This is a genomic window from Streptomyces sp. NPDC051452 (genome assembly GCF_044454765.1).
Lineage (GTDB): Bacteria > Actinomycetota > Actinomycetes > Streptomycetales > Streptomycetaceae > Streptomyces.
In genome coordinates this window covers 508734-524781 of sequence record NZ_JBITEB010000003.1, presented here as the reverse complement: position 1 = coordinate 524781, position 16048 = coordinate 508734, and the positions used below count along the sequence as shown (strand labels likewise).

12 protein-coding genes, 1 tRNA gene and 2 pseudogenes are annotated in these 16048 nt (G+C 67.9%); 5 read left to right on the top strand and 10 right to left on the bottom strand.

All coding sequences use genetic code 11. From position 1 onward, the window contains the following. Nucleotides 1-16: 16 nt before the first annotated feature. On the bottom strand, nucleotides 17-1309 hold the full coding sequence (gene nrtL / locus ACIBA9_RS11795) for an ArgS-related anticodon-binding protein NrtL (protein ID WP_399361956.1): 1293 nt from the start codon (nucleotides 1307-1309) through the stop codon (nucleotides 17-19). Nucleotides 1310-1483: 174 nt separating this feature from the next. Next, nucleotides 1484-2044, bottom strand: coding sequence for a response regulator (locus tag ACIBA9_RS11790; RefSeq protein ID WP_399361954.1), 561 nt, complete (start codon nucleotides 2042-2044; stop codon nucleotides 1484-1486). 167 nt (nucleotides 2045-2211) lie between these two features. Between ACIBA9_RS11790 and ACIBA9_RS11785 the strand changes: the two genes are divergently transcribed. From ACIBA9_RS11785 to ACIBA9_RS11770, 4 genes are all read left to right on the top strand, one after another. Continuing rightward, nucleotides 2212-2283: transfer RNA gene (locus ACIBA9_RS11785), tRNA-Arg, on the top strand. A gap of 848 nt (nucleotides 2284-3131) precedes the next feature. Then, a complete protein-coding gene (locus ACIBA9_RS11780; protein WP_399361952.1) occupies nucleotides 3132-3602 on the top strand; it encodes a GNAT family N-acetyltransferase in 471 nt (156 codons plus the stop codon). A 383-nt stretch (nucleotides 3603-3985) separates the two neighbouring features. Next, entirely contained in the window at nucleotides 3986-5788 is a 1803-nt protein-coding gene (locus ACIBA9_RS11775) for a hypothetical protein (protein ID WP_399361950.1), read from the top strand. A gap of 192 nt (nucleotides 5789-5980) precedes the next feature. Continuing rightward, a complete protein-coding gene (locus tag ACIBA9_RS11770) occupies nucleotides 5981-6415 on the top strand; it encodes a cupin domain-containing protein (RefSeq protein WP_399361948.1) in 435 nt (144 codons plus the stop codon). A gap of 360 nt (nucleotides 6416-6775) precedes the next feature. Here the strand turns inward: ACIBA9_RS11770 and ACIBA9_RS11765 are convergent, their stop codons facing one another. From ACIBA9_RS11765 to ACIBA9_RS11745, 5 genes and pseudogenes are all read right to left on the bottom strand, one after another. Further along, nucleotides 6776-7198 (bottom strand): hypothetical protein, encoded by a 423-nt coding sequence (locus ACIBA9_RS11765; protein ID WP_399361946.1) that lies wholly within the window; start codon nucleotides 7196-7198, stop codon nucleotides 6776-6778. A gap of 517 nt (nucleotides 7199-7715) precedes the next feature. Continuing rightward, the gene (locus tag ACIBA9_RS11760) at nucleotides 7716-8975 is read right to left on the bottom strand and encodes a DUF4041 domain-containing protein (RefSeq protein ID WP_399361944.1); all 1260 of its coding nucleotides are present in this window, start codon (nucleotides 8973-8975) and stop codon (nucleotides 7716-7718) included. Between the two features lie 116 nt (nucleotides 8976-9091). Beyond that, the gene (locus ACIBA9_RS11755; RefSeq protein ID WP_399361942.1) at nucleotides 9092-10438 is read right to left on the bottom strand and encodes a hypothetical protein; all 1347 of its coding nucleotides are present in this window, start codon (nucleotides 10436-10438) and stop codon (nucleotides 9092-9094) included. Between the two features lie 322 nt (nucleotides 10439-10760). After that, nucleotides 10761-11074: pseudogene (locus tag ACIBA9_RS11750) on the bottom strand (TerD family protein); the annotation flags it as partial. Beyond that, nucleotides 11050-11234, bottom strand: a pseudogene (locus tag ACIBA9_RS11745) (IS481 family transposase); the annotation flags it as partial. The pseudogenes ACIBA9_RS11745 and ACIBA9_RS11750, both read right to left, overlap by 25 nt. 125 nt (nucleotides 11235-11359) lie before the next feature. Between ACIBA9_RS11745 and ACIBA9_RS11740 the strand changes: the two are divergent. Beyond that, nucleotides 11360-12523, top strand: coding sequence for a metallophosphoesterase family protein (locus tag ACIBA9_RS11740; RefSeq protein WP_399361940.1), 1164 nt, complete (start codon nucleotides 11360-11362; stop codon nucleotides 12521-12523). Nucleotides 12524-12841: 318 nt separating this feature from the next. Here ACIBA9_RS11740 and ACIBA9_RS11735 read toward each other — a convergent pair whose 3' ends face one another. Genes ACIBA9_RS11735 through ACIBA9_RS11725 form a run of 3 tightly spaced genes read right to left on the bottom strand, consistent with a single transcriptional unit; the run spans nucleotide 12842 to nucleotide 15656 of the window. Beyond that, nucleotides 12842-13420 (bottom strand): NifU family protein, encoded by a 579-nt coding sequence (locus tag ACIBA9_RS11735; RefSeq protein WP_399361938.1) that lies wholly within the window; start codon nucleotides 13418-13420, stop codon nucleotides 12842-12844. Next, nucleotides 13417-15351, bottom strand: a complete 1935-nt coding sequence (locus tag ACIBA9_RS11730; RefSeq protein ID WP_399361936.1) for a ferrous iron transporter B — start codon at nucleotides 15349-15351, stop codon at nucleotides 13417-13419. Before ACIBA9_RS11730 ends, ACIBA9_RS11735 begins: the two co-directional genes overlap by 4 nt. After that, complete coding sequence (locus ACIBA9_RS11725; protein ID WP_399361934.1) at nucleotides 15348-15656, bottom strand: ferrous iron transport protein A; 309 nt, start codon at nucleotides 15654-15656, stop codon at nucleotides 15348-15350. Before ACIBA9_RS11725 ends, ACIBA9_RS11730 begins: the two co-directional genes overlap by 4 nt. Nucleotides 15657-16048: the final 392 nt, after the last annotated feature.

Below are 16048 nucleotides of genomic sequence, written 5' to 3'. Positions count from 1 at the left end.
ATGTCTTCTCCGGCCCTCAGAGGTGTTCGGGTGCGTCGATGCCGAGCAGGGAGAGGCCACCGGCCAACACCGTCCCGGCGGCTTCGGCGAGAGCCAGCCGGGCCCGGTGGGCGGCCGAGGGTTTCTCCTCCCCGACGGGAAGCACGGAGGGCAGAAGGGGCAGCACGGCATCGGCAAGGGTCACCAGATGCCGTGCGAGCCGGTCCGGGGCACGGTGGGTGGCGGCCGCGGCGAGGATGCGGGGGTAGTCGGCCAGGGGGGTGAGGAGAGGGGGGAGGAGGGCGGCGAGGCCGGGGTCGGGGTCGGGGTCGGGGCCGGGGTCGGGGTCGGGGTCGGAGGGGTGGCCTTGACCGCTCTTGAGCAGGCCGGGTTCGGCGCTCAGTCCCGGGGGGTCGGCAGGGGCCGGGCGGGACGCGGGGGCTTGGCCTTGGCCGTTGGCGACGGGAGCTTGGCCTTGGCCGTTGGCGACGAGGGCTTGGCCTTGGCCGCTGTGGAGGGGAGCTTGGCCTTGGCCGCTGTCGACGGGGCCGGGCTCGGCGCTGAACCCCAGGGGGTCGGCAGGGACCGGGCCGGACGCGGGGGCTTGGCCTTGGCCGCCGTCGACGGGGCCGGGCTCGGCGCTGAACCCCAGGCGGACGGCGTTGCGGCCGAGGGACCGGATGCGGGCGTGGGCGTACCGGACGCGGAAGAGGGGGTTGCTCTCCCGCTGGACCAGGTGGTCGGCGGAGATCCGGGGCCGGTCGTGCGGGGCGGGGTGGAGGAGGGCCCACTGGGCGGCGTCGGGGCCGAGCGGGGCGGGGTCCCCGGGCGCCGGCACGGGCCGCAGATCGGCGGGCTCGCCGTGCTCGACGGTGACCCGTCCGCCTTGTGTGGCCACGATGCGGGCCACCGCGTGGGCGACGGCCTCGGCGCGGACCTCGTGGGGCACGCGCAGGACGACGACCTGCCCGGCCAGCGAGTCGCCGTGCCCGTAGGCCGAGCCCCGGCCCCGGATCTCCCGGACCAGGTCACCGACGAGGTCGCTGCGCGGGTCGAGGCGGAGGTTGAGGAACCCGGGTCCGGTGACGACGACGTCCTGGATACCGTCCGCGTCGAGGAGCCGGGCTCGCAGAACCTCGGCGACGCGCCGCGGGGGCAGCCCGGCCGGGCGGGCGAGCTGGAGGGCGATGTTGGTGGAGTAGTCCCCGCATCCACCGGGCCCCGGCTCGGTCACCACGGCGCGCTCGGGCACGTCCACCCTCAGCTCCCCGTCGACGACAGCACGACGCACGGCGTGCAGCACGGTGCGGGAGAGCTCGACGGGGGTCACGGGACAAGCGTAGGGGAGGAGGGGGGTGGGGACGCGAGGCGGTTTCAGCCTGCGGGACGGGGAGGGCGGGGGTGGCGCAGCGGTCCCTGATGCCGGGGAAGCCAGAGGAAGCCATCCCGCCGATGCCGACCCCTCCGCCTCCGTACTACGTATCTCCCCGTAGGCCGAGTACGCCTATGAGCCGAAGGAGACCCCGCCGGACACGCCGTCGGCGACCCCGTCGTCATCGCCGTTACCGCCACCCTCGCCATCACCATCGGTGTCACCGCCCCCGCCGCTGTCACCGCCCTCGTCCGGTTCCGACCCGGAGCCCACTCCCCCGCGCCCTTCTCCGCCGTGGCCGTCGCCTCCGCCCGGGGGGCGGTGCTCGATCAGACGCGTGACGAGGCGGACGAGTTCGGCCGGTTCGAAGGGCTTGGCGAGGAAGGCGTCGACGCCGACATCGAGGCCGGCCTCGACCTCGAACTGCGTACACGCGCTGATGATGGCGAGCGGGAGGTGGCGCGTACGGGGGTCGGCGCGGAGCCGGGCGGCGGTGCGCAGACCGTCCAGCCGGGGCATGACGACGTCGAGCGTGACGACATCGGGCCGCACCTGGTGCACGACATCCAGACACTCGGCACCATCGGCCGCGGTCACGACCTCGAGCCCTTCAAGCTCAAGGTTGACCCTGATCAGCTGCCGGATGACCTTGTTGTCGTCCACAACAAGCACCCGTCCCGACGCGCCTGGCACAACTCGAGAGTAGGTCCGGACCGGCCACCGCGTCCGGGTTTTCCCCACTTCCACCCCCTACAGGCGACCACCCGCCGCCCCACCCGGGGAAACGGGTTCCTGATCACCCCTCCGGACCTGCTAGTGTTCTATCCGTCGCCGCGAGCGAGCAGCTCAGCGCCCGACACGCCCCCGTAGCTCAGGGGATAGAGCAACGGCCTCCGGAGCCGTGTGCGCAGGTTCGAATCCTGCCGGGGGCACCCAGCATGAGGTGCCCAAAGACCCCGTCACCAGCGGAAACGCTGAGGCCGGGGTCTTCGCGTATGTGCAGGCATGTGCCGCCCGGAGCGGGCGTATGCCGGGGTCCGTGGACGAGGCGTGGACGGGATCTTGGGGCGTCTGCCCAGGTCAGCCCCGGCAGACGGCAGGGCCCCCGGACTAGTCCAGGGGCCTGAGGGTCGGTTCATCGGCGGTGCCCCGCAGTGGCCGATCTCGGTCGGCTAACCGTCGCGGTAGAGCACAGTGCAGTGGCCGCGCCTTGAGGGCAGAAAACAGTCCCCAGTAGTACTGCTCGTGTCCTGAAGCTTCAGTCGTCACTGTTGTCTCGGTATCGCGCCGGCTTGCTGGGGGCCTGGACCACATCCTGTCCAGGTCACTACGCCGACTAGACGTCCTGATCGACTTAGCAACTCTTTCGGTGTTATGGCCTACTAATCACGATGCGCGCCAGATGCCATAAGTCAATAGCTTTTCAATAAGTTTCGAAGGAAACCTCCCGCGATCACCTTCGACTGCGGCATCCGGCTCGTCCGCGGGTCGACGGGGAGCCGGTCGCGGCCGAGCGATTGCCCAGGTCAGCCCATCCAACTGACGAAGGGGCCTGCGCATGCGCATCGCCGCGTCAGGCCAGGTCGCTCTCCTAGGAGCTGCCTCTGGGCGCGGTCACGGCCCGGCGTGCCAGTCCCGCTCCAGATCGCCTGGGTCGAATACGCTGCGAAGACGTCCGACCTGGCGGCCACGACAACGCCGATGCGCGGGAATGCCGTCCGGTAGCGGCTCCTCACGCAGGCCGGGACGGCGCAGCTGCCGGATGCGGAAGGGGTGTGGCATGAGATCCCCGAGCGTGCACCTACGGGAGATCACCGACGACAACCGCGATGCCGTCCGTGCCCTCCGCGTCCGACGTGACCAGAAGCAATTCGTCGCCTCCGTGTCCCACTCCCTCAAGGAGGCGGCGAAGAAACCGGAGGCCAATCCCTGGTACCGCGCCGTGTACCGCGGCGATGAGCCAGTTGGCTTCGTGATGCTGTCGTGGAAACCGCCGGCCGGTCTTTACGAAGGGCGACACTTCCTCTGGCGCCTCCTGGTCGACAAGCGGTACCAGGGGCGAGGGATCGGCCGAGAGGCGCTCACGCAGGTCGCCGCCCTGGTGCGCGCGGACGGCGCCACCGAGCTGCTGACCAGCTACGAGCCCGGCGACGGCGAGCCGTGGCCCTTCTACCAGAAGTTCGGGTTCGAACCCACCGGGGAGATCGACGACGGCGAGATCGTTCTGCGACTCACCTTCCCCGCTCGGTGAGCTGTTCTACGGAAGCGCGGACAGTTCTGCCCTGAGGTGGTCACACGACGAGAGGCTGGTGGCCACCCGGAGGTCGATGCCCGCCAGCTGTGATCACTCGTACTCGCGCAACAACTCTTCGATCTTCCGATCGGCGGCCTGCTGTCGACCGTCGACCCACGTGGCGTAGCGACTCGGCAGGGCCTCGACACCCGACCCCGCCCCGGCTCGGAAGAGTGCATGCGCGCTGGACGGCCCGGTGCTGCCGACCGCTCGCGGTGGCTGTGCGCGCGGGACCACTTCAGGAATCCGAGGGGCGACGTCAACTGGCTTGGCATATGCCAGTACCTTGGCCCACGCCGTAGAGAGTGGCTATGTCATCGCTCTATCAACCAGGAGACTCCGTGCCCGTACGCCGCCTTGCTGCTACTGCCGTGATGGCGGTAGCAGCAACCGTCGTAGTGACCGCGCCAGCAGAGGCGGCCACCAAGTCCACTGCCACCATCACCTCCTCGTCACTGTCCACGTCGGTCGGGGGAAAGGTGAGCCTGCGCGGACACATCTCCCCGTCGATCGGCCGTGCCTACCAGTGGCAGGAGCTCGTTTCCGGGCACTGGGTGAAGGTCGCTTCCGGGAAGACCAACTCCCACGGCGATGCCTACTTCAGCCAGAAGAACACCACCGCCGGACGTCACTCCGCTCGCCTGTTCGCGCTGAAAACGTCGAGGTACGCCTCGGCAACCTCCAGCCCCGTCTCGTGGACCGCGTATGCGAAGACCACGGCTACCGCGCGTCTCAGTGCGCCGACGGTCGAGTTGGCGGCGCCGGCCACCCTGACCGTCGCCCTCTCTCCTGCTGCGGTCAGGCCGGTCACTCTGCAACGCTATTCCGGCGGTGCCTGGAAGACCCTCGTGAATGCCACTACCTCGTCCGGCGGGAAGCACGACTTCTCCCTGGACACCTCATCCCGCGGCACGACCTCCTATCGAGTCGTGGCTCCCGCCGCGGGCTACGCGCGCGCAGCCAGCAGCGCGACGGTCAAGCAGACCGTCACCGGGCCGTTCACCGCCCCGTATGTATTCGGCATCGACACCGCCAACACGGCCCGCATCGTGGCGTACTCCCCCTCCGGAGGAGCGACCCGCACTCTGTACACCGCCTCCGGCTATGGCACGACCATCAGGGCCCACGCCGCAGGCCCCGACGGCACCATGCTGTGGAGCGAACAGAGGCAGGACCACTCGTGGCAGGTCAAAGCCAAACGCCCCGGGCAGGCAGTGCGCACGCTGGCCACAGTTCCGTCCACCAGCCGCGTCACCGAGGTTGCGCTCAACGACGACGCCACCTGGGCAGCCTGGGGAACCGTGCCGTTGGCCAGTCCCTACCAGGGCACCAACACCCAGACCATCCACGTGCAGAACCTGACGGGCACCGCGCCGGCTAAGGCCCTCACCGGCCAGCAGGATGGAGACGCCTTCGTCAACATCGTCTTCCTGCCGACTCCCGTGAACGCCGGCTCGGTCAGTCACCTGGTGACCGCCCGTGTCATCGGCGCTTACGGCGGCGTGGGTCGCGTCTTCTACAACCCGGACACCGCAGCGGCGACCTACCCGACGCTCCCAAACAGCGCGAACACCCTCAACGGGTGGGGCGTGGAACCGGAGAACCTGCCAGTCCCGGACCCTGCAGGTGATGAAGTAGCGGTCTACGGAGGCAACACAAGCAATGAGGCACCGAACGGGCAGTGGATCTACCACCTGGACACCGGCGCCCTGACCCCCAATAGCGCCATTGCAGACTATGTCGGTACACCGGGGAACCCATCGGACCCCAGCCGCGTAGCGGCCCCGGCAGTGTTGTCAGCCTCCCCGGACGGTACGCGTATCGCCCGCTACGCCCCGCAGCCCGACAACTCCCTGCACACCGTCATCACCGACGCCGACGGGTTCAGCAACGCACACGACTACGGCGCGATCGGGGTCAACGGCCTCGTGCCGACGTGGTACGACAACAACCACATCTGGACGGCAGCGTCGGGCTACAACGACACACCTGCAGGCGGGTGGGAAGGCACCTGGGACGATTACCAGCGGGCGCTCTACAACCTCTCCACCGCGAAGCGTGAATGGGTGAGCCCTGACAGTGGCCGGGTCACCTGGGATGGTGAGCGCGCCCCTTGGTGGGGATACACCATGAACGCGCTCTGATCCCCCACCCAGACACCGACGCCGCAGGCTGCCGAGGAGAGCGGCGAGCAGTGACGGACCGGGCAATCCTCCTCCCTCATGAGGCGCCACCGCCCGAGGTCGGCTGCGAAAGAGTGGGTTCCGGCCCCAACAGCCCTTGTCTGGCCTTATGTTCACGGCGGTATCGGCTCTCGTACCTGCAGGAGGCCCCGCATGCGCCACGCTCTCCGTACCGCCATAACAGGGGTGGTGACCGCTGCCACCGTCCTGGTCTGCGGCACCGCCCAGGCAACGCCTCCGGGACCGGGGGTCACCGCCCGCGTGATCCGTCAGACCACCGTGAACGGCACCGACTACACCCTGCGGGAGATCACCGTCCCGCCCGGGCAGAGCACAGGCTGGCACTACCACGACGGCCCGCTGTACGGCATCGTCAAGCAGGGCACCCTCAGCCACTTCGATTCCACCTGCGCCTCCGACGGCGTGTACCCCCCAGGCAGCGCCATTCAGGAACCGGCCGGAGCCGGCCACGTCCACATCGGCCGCAACATGGGTGACACACCCCTCGTCCTGGACGTGCTCTACGTCCTGCCGCACGGCGCCCCGTTCTCGGAGGATGCGCCGAACCCCGGCTGCCCCTTCCAGTGATCACTGCGGCAGCGGCTGCCGGGGGCACCCCCGGCGGGTTCGCGAGATGAGACTGGCTACCGCAAGGCGCAGAACGCTCTAACCAGCCGAATCTCGCAACATGCAAGGGGCCTCCGGAGGTTCGAATCCTGCCGGGGGCACCCGGCATGAGGTACCCAAAGACCCCGTCACCAGCGGAAACGCTGAGGCCGGGGTCTTCGCGTATGTGCACGTGTGCGGCGCGGAGCGGCCCTATGACGCGGTCTGTGGACGAGGCGTGGGCGGGAGCTTGAAGCGTTCTCCCACGTGAGCCCCGCAAAACGATGTGGCCCCGGACCCGGGACAGGTGTGGGGCCACAGCGCAAGGCGGTACCGACTCCCCTAGTCGGCGGTGACGCCCCAGTAGGCGATCTGCGCGGGCCTACCGTCGCGGTAGAGCACTGTGCAGTTCCCCCGGCCGCGGCCTGGGAAGTCCAACTGTTCAGAGCCGAGTGCGGCGTGCCACTCCTCGTAGGTGGGCCGGCTGTGAGGAGCCCATGCTCGCACCTGGTCATCGGTCAGCGGCCGCATGAACGGACCGTCGTCGGTGTCCGCGGCCTCGATCATGAGAGGGAAGTCCAACACGGAGCTCGTGCCGCCGGTGAAGATGTACTCATGCCACTCGGGGTCGCGCCACAGCTCCTCGACGGACCGCCCCTCGAAGCCGTGGTTGTCCCGCGCCAGCTCGTCTTCCTGCTCCTGCCGGAACGCGGCCGCCAGATCACGCTGATACGGGCCCGTGTGTCTCCACGCGTTGCCACCCATCCGCGTCCCCTCTCCACTCGAACTGCTTGTTCAAGAGCGGAGCGTACGAGAGGGCACCGACAGGGCCCCGCCCCGACGACGGTCACACCCTGGAAACCACCCACAGTCCACGCAGGGAAGGCCGACACCTCGCTGAGACGCACCGACTCAGGCCAGACGCGCTTCACGCGGGACCGGTCACCGGCGGTCACACCGGCTGGCACCGGTCCTGAGCCGGCCCACTCGCCCCGCCGCTGCCCCGGGAAGGAGGGACCACAGCACCCTCGGCCGGTGGAAGCCGACGCCCACCGCGACGAGACCCGGCATACCGGCCTGCCCCGCAGCGATCACGCCGCAGAGCAAACCAACAGAAACCGGACAGCCCAGTCGATCCGCTCATCTCGGCGCGCACACGTGAATGATCGGGGCCCGGCCAGCTGCGCCCTCGCTGCTGGACCGTCGCGCGCTGATGGGTTGCCTGGCTCGGAGGATGCCGATACCGCTGGCGCTGCGCCCGAGCCTCTAACGGGATCCGCATTCAGCTCTGCTCCGGCCAGCGGTTACGGCTCTGGAAGTACTCGAGAGCCGCGGGTTCCTCCGTGAACTCAAGCAGGCCGCCTACTTTGTCTGCCAAGAGTGCTCGAACCTCGGATGGTGTGGCGAAGAAGAATTCGCGTCGCTGGTTTACGAAGTTGACGCGTCGATCGGCGAACGCCTTATGGAGCTCGGACTCCAGTGTCACCGCGTCCTCGGAAAAGAACATGGCATGGACGTCGTACCGGAACGGTACTGAAGCATCGCCGAGCTCTCTGACGCGGTCCATCGGTTCAAGGCGGCGGGTCATGCCGATCTTGACGATGTTCGGGCCGAATGCGCCAATGTTGGAGATGACGTATACATAGCCGGCGCGGATGTTGGCAATGCGGTAATCGTTGGCTGCGATGGCATTTTCGATGTCCGCGAGGCGACGGGAGAGTTCGGTGGCAGCGACGTCGTCACCTTTGGCGCGGAGCGAGTCCAGGACGCTGATGTAGTGCGCTCGCTCTTTCTCGAGTCGCTCCTTCTCGGCGGCCAATTCCTGCTCAGCCCGGCGCTGCTCGCGCAGAAGTTGGCGCTCCTGACGGGCGCGCTCGCGCTCTTCCTGAACCTTCATCTGGAAGTCGGCAGTCAGTTCGAGCTCAGCGATTCGCAGAGCGTGATACTCGGGGTTGATCCGCATCTCCATGATCGCCCCAAGCTTCTCAATCGCGGTGACCGCCGACTCCAGCCGCTTCTGCGCGGTGCGCACGTTCCCTGACCTCAGCGAGCGCACACAATTTTCGGCCTCCGCGTTGTAAGCCCGTAGCATCAGCTTGGACAGATCCCCAGTCAGTTTCCGCCCTCGTGCCAGAGATCCATCGAAGGTGAACAGGTCGGCGGTGAGGATCGCACGACCGCTCTTGATGACGTCATCGATCTGGCCGTCGAGGTTGCGGAGCCGGTCCTTGTAAGCCGCCGCGCTCTCAAGAGGATGGTGGTAGCGATAGATGCCGACGTCCTGCAAGGCGCGTTGGTCGCTGAGATCGATCACATCGGCGCCACTTTGTGCGGTGGCGAGCGCGGCTTCGAGATCGGCGATACGGGCCAACAGCGGCGCGGGGTCGACCCCGCCCAACGGTAGTGCAGTACGGGGGCCAGCAAGTGTCTGGTCTGGCCTAGTTCCCGGTGCCCCTTGCGCCGCGCCGGTGGGGGCTTCGACGGTTGACGCGGTGGCGGACTCGCCGACGTCGTGGTCCGATTCGGACTCGTCGTCGGACACGAAGAGGTGCCAGCCAAGTGGCGGGGCTGGCCAAGCCGGGTCGGGCTTCCACCCTGGCGGAGGAGTCCAGCCCTCGGGCGGCGTCGGCCACCCTGGCGGTGGGTTGAACCGCATCTTCACTTTCCTCGAACGCGGATGCCGCGACTAGTGTCTGCTGGTACCAGGTCGAATGGTGACTTCGACATTGCGGCACCGAGGTGCTGCAAAGTGGCCTGCGGGACAACTTTTGCCAGATCGAACCCGTTGAAGGTCTCGCGGTCCGCAGCGACGACGGCAAGAGGAACGGTAGTCGGGAGCCCGGTGGCAGGGTCGACTGTATTGACGCCGACCGTTAGCGCGATCGAGTGGATTTTGCCAGCACGGTCGGCCTCAAAGACTTCGTGCAGACTGCGAACCGCGACCTGCCAGACCGCGTTCGCGTAACGCTCCTTCTTTTCGCGAACGGGCAGGGCAGTTGACGTTATCTCGTCCTTCGCCTTCACGTACCGGTATCCCTTCACTGAAGGCATAGTTGAGGGCTCGGGAACACTGACTGTAAGCGCGAGTTCTCGAGATGCGAGATTGAACGCATGGTCGTGCTCGACCGGGAAAGCCTCGGGATAGACCGAGTTGGACAGGACGATGCCGACGTACTCCTCGATGGCGGATTCGACATCAAAAGCTAGGTCGTTGATGAGCTTGGTGAGCTGGGCGTTGTGAGCTGACGCTTCAGCCTCACGCTTCTCGCATTCCTGCTTGTACTTCTTCTCGGCGGCAGATAGCTTCGCCACGCGCCTGGATTCCAGCTTCTCACGCTGGGTCACTGCCTTGGCGTAGCCGCTGTGGAGAGCCTTTCTGGAGAGTTCCCAGTCGCCATGCGCCTTCTCAAAAGCAGCCCTGGCCTCCTCGATGGCCCGTTGGTGCCGCTTCTTCCCGCCAAGCACGGCTGAGAGTCCGCTGGGCGCAGTCGGCTCTTGATACACGGGCTCAGGGGCGTACTTCGGCTCCACAACCTCGGGCGTAGGGACAGCCAGGCGACCTGGCTTGAACGGAGGGTGCTCAACCTCCGAGATCTTCAATGATTCGAGATCGACGTGGTCGTCTATGTCCAAGGTCCAGGCGAGCATACTGTCGATATCGGCGAGGTCGCTGGCCAGATCGGTGTTCATGGACTCGACCTCGGCGAGCCGGGACTCGACATGGAGCCGCGCGGCCTCACGCTCCGCGGCCTTCTTCTCGGTGGCAGAGGCTCGTGCCGCCGCCGCCCACGCGCGCTCGTGTGCCTTCCTGGCTCGTTCGGCTTCGCGCTGCGCTGCAAGATGAGCGCGATGGGCGGCGGCCTCCTGCTGGCGTCGACGCTTCTCCGCCTGCTGCGCCTGGTAGTTCAGCTCCGCGAAGAAACCGCGACGTCTGCCCATCACATCCCCCAGAAGACCCGGTGCCGAGGACTCACTCCCTGTGAGTTGCACCGTAGCGACGATCACTGCCGCTGAAAAGTTAGCCCAGGATTGAAGGCGGAGTCGCCGCAGGTCCCAGGCCCGTCCCTGGGTCAGGCGTTGCCCGCTGCCCTCGCCGTGCAGGATGCCTCGACCTCATGCTGGAGGCCCGACATCTCCATGTGGCGCCCGGCGTTCCCGCGGCCGGTCTCTGACAGCACCCTGCGCCGCGTCCCCGGTCACGGCCCCGGTGAGATGCGCCCCTGTGTCGGCGCAGCGCGCCATAGCTGGTGCAGGAGCTAGACCGCCCCAGCCATGGCGTGCCCCTGGGAGCGCTCTATCGGCAGGAGCGACACTTGGCTTGTCGGATTCAGCCGCAGATGGCTGACTCCACCACAGTGGAGTAGAAGCGGTGCACCGCGTCGTCGACGCTGCGGATAAAGCCGGACTCGGCGTTGCCGCGGCTGCTTCCCATGCTCTTGACCAAAGACAGGCGGAAGCCGGTGATGCGGGTGCCGCTGCCCTTCGGGAGCGTGTCCGCCGGCTCGGGGGGAGCCGTTTTAAGGTCCCCCACGGGCCACCTTGCTCCCCGTCGACGAGGGTTTCGACATGGAGAGTCGCTGGTGCCTCTTCCGCATACGACTTCATGACCGGCGCAAGACGTAGATCTTGTCCTCGCTCAGGTGGACGGTGACGCCCTGGCGGGCATAGCCGCGGCCAAGCTGGTTGCGTTGTCCGGCGACCACGAAGCCGCCGACGCCGACGGGCCGCTCGACGATCTGCGCAGCGTGCGGGGCAACAGCGTTGGCAGGCCGGCCAGACGGCCACCTTGCAGCCGTCCACAGCAGGGATGCCCTGGTCGCCCTGTCACGAAGGGAGTTCACCGAACCGTTGGAACGTGTTTGTGTCAACTGATAGATCGACTGCCTAACGTGCGTTGGCTACTCCCGCCCTGGAAGGACACCGCACATGAGACGCGTCACCAAGATCTCCTCCGCAGCTGTCGGCCTGGCCGTCCTCGCGGTCACCGGCACCGCTGTCGCCGTCGCGAACCAGAGCGACAACGACTGGCCCTACGCCCACCACAGGGCGGCCTCGTACACCCTGGCGGCCGTCGGCGACATCGCCTGCGAGCCCGACGACGCCGAAAACGCCGCCACCCCGGCGTCGCTCAAGTGCGGCAGCCCCACTCTGGGCGGCATAAGCGCCGAGTTCGCCACCGCCAAGCAGGCCACGGGCATGCACCCCGATGCCGTGGCACTGCTGGGTGACGAGCAGTACCAGGTTGGCAAGCTGACCGACTTCGAGCAGTCCTTCGAGCAGGCATGGGGCGGCCTGAGGATGCTCGAACGTCCGGCGCCGGGCAACCACGAGTACTACCCGTACACCAAGAAGGGCGACAACGAGGCAGGCCAGAACGGCGCCGGCTACTTCGGCTACTTCAACGGCCACGACCAGGCCGGCACGCCGGAGACCCAGGGCCAGGCCGGCGACGACACCGCCGACAAGCAGGGGTGGTACTCCTACAACCTCGGCAACTGGCACATCATCTCGCTCAACGCCGAGTGCAACTCCGACACGTTCAACCACGACTGCTCCACGACGGACAGCGGCCTCCTGGGCCGGGAGACCCAGTGGCTCTCGAACGACCTGGCCGCCAACAAGCGTCAGTGCACAATCGCGTACTGGCACCAGGCGACCTTCAGCGCCACGACGGCCTCGACCGCCACGGTGCCCGCATCCGCGCCGGGAGCCGGCGGCGCCGAGGGTGCGGCGACCGACGCGTGGTGGAAGCTCCTCTACCAGCACCACGCCACGCTCATCCTCAACGGTCACGAGCACGCATACGCCCGGCTGCGCCCGATGAACCCCGCCGGCCAGTACGACCCGACCCACGGCATCCCGGAGTTCATCGTCGGCTCCGGCGGCGAGGCCCTCGACACCCTCGCCGGCTCGCCCGGCAACTACGACAACCCCAACGTGGTCACCGCCCAGGCCAGCGCCTTCGGCGTCATGAAGCTCACCCTCAAGCCCCACAGCTACAACTGGGACTACAAGCCCGCCCTGCCCGGCCCCGGCTTCGACTCCACAGCGCTGCAGTACGGCGACTCCGGCAACGGCACCTGCAACTGAGGCCCCAACCGTCCTTCATATCCGAGGCGTGGGCCACGATCGAGATCAGCTCTGCGGCAGCCGTTGAAGACAACGTCAAGCATGAACCGGGATCGGACAAGCCCCATGCGGCCGACTGAGTTACAACCTTCTCTACGGGTTCAGGCGGCTCGCTCCACTCCCCGCGCACGGCCCGGCCCCCGGCCGGGCCTGCGCTCCTGTCTCCGCCCCGCTCCACCCGGCGGGCGGGCTCTGTCCCTGCGGCCCAGCCCTTTCTGCGGCCCAGGTCAGGCTCGGCGAAAGGGACGGAGCCTGGAGGAGTACAGGGGGCCGCGGTAGTCAGGCGCCGCGGCGGCGCATGGTGAGCCATGTGCGCCTTGCCGTCTTGCCGGGCTCCTCCGTTGCCCGCAGTTCCACCAGGTCGGGGAATCGGGCACGCAGCGCCGACTCGAGGCGGGAGTGCAGGGTGGATCCCGCGGCCGGGCAGTGCGAGCAGGTGCCCGCCATTCGCACCTCCGCGCGCCGGTCGTGGGCGGACACGATCGTCACTTCGCCGCCGTGGGAGCGGATGTAGTCACCGACGGATCCGTCCAGGACGTCCCGCAGTGCGGCGCGCAGCACGTCGTCCTCGGTGACCACGTCGGCCGGCCGCCACCGCCGAGGGTGCTGCAGTGCCGCACTGAGCGCGTCTCGCACCCGCGCTCCCCTACCAGACCAGCTCCGGCCGTCGGCGAGCCGGATCGTCACGGCCTGTGTCTCCACCTCGATGCAGGCGACGTCTCCGGAGTGGAGCATCTCCCCGAGCTCGTCCGGTGCCTCGGCGACCTCCCCGACGACCGGCAGCGTGCCAACGGGGATCACCCAGCGGACGGTCTGCGGGTCGGCCGTGGCCTCAGGGTGCATGGGAACGACGCTCATGCCAGCAGTCCCACGACGGTGTGCGTCAGGAAGGACATGGTCCAGGCCAGTACGAACATGTAGCCGAAGGCGATCGCGGGCCATCTCCACGAGCCGGTCTCACGGCGCATGGTCCCGATGGTCGACATGCACTGCAGCGCATAGAGGAAGAAGACCATCAAGGCGGCCGTCGTGGCCGGAGTGAAGAGCTTCTGTCCCTTGTGCGGCCCGTCGGTGTAGGTCATGTGCGTCAGCGCCTTGGTCGGCTCATCAGGGTTCTGGGCGGCAGCGACCTGGCCGAGGGTGGCGACGAACACCTCGCGGGCGGACAGCGACCCCAGCACACCGATGTTGATCTGCCAGTCGAAGCCCAGGGGTTCGAAGACGGGCTCGATGGCGTGACCGATGTCGGCGGCGTAACTGTGATTGACCGTATAGGCCGAGACCGCGGTCTGGTCGACCGGATCGATCCCGGCGGAGCGCAGCTGCGCGTCGCTGTGCATGGGCAGGCTGAGCAGCAGCCACAGCCCGACGGTGACGAGCAGGATGATCCGGCCGACCTTCTGCAAGAAGCCCTTGCAGGCGCTCCAGATGGCGTCGGCCACCGACCGCGGACGCGGCAGCCGATAGGACGGCATCTCCATGTAGAACGGCAGCGCCGGGCCGCCTCGGCTGCTGAACCGTTTGAAGACCCAGGCCGTCACCATGGCCGAGAGCGCACCGACGATGTACAGGGCGAACATGACGACGCCCTGGGCACCGAAGGGACCGACCCTGGTGTCGGGACTCACCAGCAGGCCGATCAGCAGCACGTAGACCGGCAGGCGCGCCGAGCAGGTCATCAGCGGCGCGCCCATCATGGTCGCAAAGCGGTCCCTTGCCGACGGAAGGGAGCGGGTGGCCATGATGCCCGGGATGGCGCAGGCGAGGCTGGAGAGCAGGGCGACGAACGCCCGGCCCTCCAGCCCGGCCCTGGCCATGAGCCGGTCCATCAGGAATGCCGCGCGGGAGAGGTAGCCGCTGCCTTCCAGCAACGAGATCATGAGGAACAGCAGGGCGATCTGCGGCAGGAAGACCACCACGCCACCCACGCCGCCGATAAGGGCGTTGCCGAGGAAGCCGGAGAGCAGCGGATTCGAGACGTGCTCGGTGACCAGCGTGCCGAGCCAGTCGAAGACGCTCTGCACCGCATCCTGCAGCGGTGCCGCGACGGTGAAGATGATCTCGAAGAACGCGAGCATGGTCGCGAAAAAGATGAGGGTGCCCCACAGCGGGTGCAGCAGCACGGCATCGATGCGCCGCGTGCGGCGGTCGACCTCGGGCACCTCGTAACCCGCGCTCTGTAGCAGAGACTCCACCCAGGCCCGCCGCTGCAACGGGTCGGTGGGTGGCGGGACGACCGGCCGCTCCCATGCGGCGTGGCTCAGCATGGACTGCAACTGCGCCAGTTCGTTGCGTGACCCGCTCGTCACCCCGACGACCGGCACACCCAGCGCACGGCGGAGGGCCGAGATATCGAGTGTCCCGCCGCGCCGGGCCAGCTCGTCGCGGAAGGTGAGCACCACGCAGATCGGCAGGCCGGTCTGCATGGCCTGGGCGAGCAGCCCGAGGGAGCGGCGCAGCGTCGTCGCGTCGATCGTGACAAGGATGCCGTCGGGTGTGTCGAGGTCCGGGTTGTCCGGGTTGAGCACATCAGCGACGACCTGCTCGTCGGGGCTGATCGGATCGAGACTGTAGGTGCCGGGCAGGTCCTCGATGACCACCTCATGGCCGTCGACCCGCGCCACCCCCTCATAGCGAGCGACGGTCACTCCGGGATAGTTGCCGGTCTTGGTCCGCAGGCCGGTCAGGGCATTGAAGAGCGTGCTCTTGCCCGAGTTCGGGCTGCCGACCAGAGCCAGGCGGGTTTCACCGGTGACCGTCTTGGCTACCGGACCGCAGTGCGAGCTCATACGGTGCGTCGTACACGGATGCCGGCGGTCTGTGCTTTGCGCAGCGCCACCTCGTACTCCGCGATCCGGAGGACGACAGGGTCGCCGAGCGGCGCTTTTCGCAGCACGGTGACCTCGGCGCCGGGGGCGAACCCCAGGTCGAACAGCCGTCGCGCGGTGCTCGGCTCGACCGACTCGTCGATGTCGATCACCTCGCCACTCATCCCGGGTCGCAGGTCGGCCAGTCGGCCGGCCGGTGCGGAGTCCACCAGCACGGACGAGTCGCGCTTCTGACTCGCACTCAGCTGCGCTGAGACCATCGACATCCCCAAACCCTGGAATCACCCGACAAAGTAGCTTAGGGCAGGCTAACCTTTCATCCCGGTGCTGGCAATATCGATCTCGCCTCGACGCCGAGACCCCGGGGACGATGGTCTTCGCCGACCCCACGTCGATGCCGCGCATAGTGGCCCAGAGCCTTCCCTACGGGTTCCTCGGGGCCAGTGCGTGATCGTGCCGGCCGCAGGCGTGGGTCCCAACGGACCCGCCGACCGATACCAAGTGCGGAGGGTCCGCGCAAGAGACTCGACCGTGAGCGGAATGCGTTCGCAGACGGTAGTCCATGCCTCTCATGGCTCCGCGCCGGACGTCTCAGCAGGAGGGCTCAGCCATACGCCGGCCGAATGTCCGCTGCCGTGACCGAGAGGGTGACCAGCGC